We start from the raw sequence: 2,175 nt of genomic DNA, 5'->3' as shown, positions 1-2,175 counted from the left end.
CCGAGGCCGGCGGCGGGGGCGGTGAGCCGTTCCGGGCCGCCGAGGTCCCTGCCGGCCCGCGCCCTCCCGCGGACGGTATCCGGCGCACCGGTCCCCCGCCAAGGAGGCAACCGGTCCCCCGCCAGGGAGGCAGCCGCGGCACGACGCTCCGCGGCAGTCCTTCACGACGGTTCCGCCCGAGACCCTCCGCGTCCGGGCGACCGGCCGCCCGTGCGGGGGTGTCGCGCGACCGCCCGGCAGGACGGCGGCCTCCGCCCGCGCGGTGCCCGGGCGCTCGCCCACGGCTCCGGGGCGGGCGCACCGCCCCGGAGCCGTGGGCACTTCGGCCACCGCCGCCCGAGGTCGCCCGTGTGAGCGCTCGAGCGGCACACGTCCGCCGGCTGCTCACGCCTTTCCGCGGGGCACCCGCCGCCTCACGGGGGCGGCGGGCCGTCGTTCACGGCTGGAGCAGGTCGACCTTCACGTCCGCCGGGAAGCCCGTGGTCGGCCCCACCCTGCGCGCGAACTCCTCGACCGCCGCCAGCTGCGGCGGGCCGAAGCTGAAGTCGAGGGTGGTGAAGTACTGGGCCAGCGTCTCCTCGTCGAAGGCCTCCCAGCGGGACGCCTGCTCGGCGACCTTGCCGACCTCCTCCAGGGAGAGGTCGCGGGAGGCGAGGAACGCCTCGTGCACCTTCCGGGTGATGACCGGCTCGCGCTCCAGGTAGTCGCGGCGCGCCGCCCAGACGGCGAAGACGAACGGCAGTCCCGTCCACTCCTTCCACAGCGCGCCCAGGTCGTGCACGTCGAGCCCGAAGCGGGGGCCGTCGATCATGGTCGCGCGCAGGGCCGCGTCACCGATGAGGACGGCCGCGTCGGCGTCCTGCATCATCAGGCTGAGGTCCGGCGGGCAGGTGTAGTAGTCGGGGCGCACGCCGTACCGCTCGGCGAGCAGGAGCTGGGCGAGGCGCACCGAGGTCCGCGAGGTCGACCCGAGGGCGACCCGGGCACCGTCCAGCCGGTCCAGCGGGACCTGCGAGACGATCACGCACGACATCACCGGGCCGTCGCAGCCGACGGCGATGTCGGGGAAGGCGACCAGCCGGTCGGCGTGCTTGAGGAACTCGACCAGGGTGATCGGCCCGATGTCGAGATCCCCCTGCACGAGCTTCTCGCTGAGCTTCTCGGGGGTGTCCTTCGACAGCTCGAAGTCGAGGAGAGTGCCCGTTCTCGCAAGCCCCCAGTAGAGGGGCATGCAGTTCAGGAACTGAATGTGCCCGACGCGCGGCCGGGTGCGGGAATTGTCCACATCGCGAGGCTAGCCCTCGTGCCGCGGGGCGGGTTCCCCGGGCCCCGCCGCCGCCCGGCCGCCCCGCCGGAGCACGGGATGGAGGCGACGTTCAAACTTTCGGGTGACGTGATCTTGACCTCTATTGCGCGCGGGGGGGCGCGTGCTAGGCTCTTCCGCAAGTTGCAGTTTGGTTTCCCTTGCAGTACAGAGCCTGCGGAGCATGTGACCGCGGGCTCTCGTCGTTCTCAGACGGATGCGATTGTGCGGAATTGGTCTTCACACTTGCTGGGTTCTGGAGCAGGGCAACCCTTTGGGCCCAAGGAGGGCTTATGGCTACCGGAACCGTGAAGTGGTTCAACGCCGAAAAGGGCTTTGGTTTCATCGCCCAGGAAGGCGGCGGCCCCGACGTCTTCGTCCACTACTCCGCGATCAACGCGAGCGGCTTCCGCTCGCTCGAGGAGAACCAGCAGGTGTCCTTCGACGTCACGCAGGGCCCCAAGGGCCCGCAGGCGGAGAACGTCACCCCGGTCTGATCCTCCCCGATCCGGGAACGACTAGCAGTACCCAAGGAGCCCCCCGCCGTCAGGCGCAAGGGGCTCCTGCCTTTCCCCCGCGGAACCCGTCACGGGGCTGCCGCGGACCCCTCGGGAAGCCGACGCGGGCCCGCCGCGGACCCACCGGGAATCCGTCCCGAATCCGCTGCCGGACGACGGCGGCGCGGCTGGGGCCTGTCGTTCGGATCAGGTCGCAGGAAAGCGACGGTGCTGGTCAGCGCCGGTGAGCGGGGTCCGGTGCGTGCAGCTGCAAGGCGGAGGAGGGAGTCGACGCGGAGCGTCGGCGAGTGACGACAACGCGGCAGATGTGCGTGCCGGACCCCGCGTCTGCGACCTGATCCGAACGACAGGCCC

General features: G+C 71.9%; 2 protein-coding genes. One reads left to right on the top strand and one right to left on the bottom strand.

Annotated features, from left to right (window positions below; all coding sequences use genetic code 11):
- Positions 1–436 precede the first annotated feature (436 nt).
- On the bottom strand, positions 437–1,285 hold the full coding sequence (locus AOK18_RS02915; RefSeq protein WP_055574397.1) for a menaquinone biosynthetic enzyme MqnA/MqnD family protein: 849 nt from the start codon (positions 1,283–1,285) through the stop codon (positions 437–439).
- Positions 1,286–1,596: 311 nt separating this feature from the next.
- On the opposite strand from AOK18_RS02915, the gene AOK18_RS02910 reads away from it, so the two are divergent.
- Positions 1,597–1,800, top strand: a complete 204-nt coding sequence (locus AOK18_RS02910; RefSeq protein WP_003992177.1) for a cold-shock protein — start codon at positions 1,597–1,599, stop codon at positions 1,798–1,800.
- Positions 1,801–2,175 lie beyond the last annotated feature (375 nt).

The sequence above is a fragment of the Streptomyces prasinopilosus genome, assembly GCF_001419695.1.
In the GTDB taxonomy this organism is placed as follows: domain Bacteria; phylum Actinomycetota; class Actinomycetes; order Streptomycetales; family Streptomycetaceae; genus Streptomyces; species Streptomyces prasinopilosus.
This window is presented reverse-complemented; position numbering and strand designations above follow the sequence as displayed.

Excerpts from the sequence above, each read along its gene's own strand:
- AOK18_RS02910 (WP_003992177.1), top strand. The coding sequence starts at position 1,597 with ATGGCTACCGGAACCGTGAAGTGGTTCAACGCCGAAAAGGGCTTTGGT.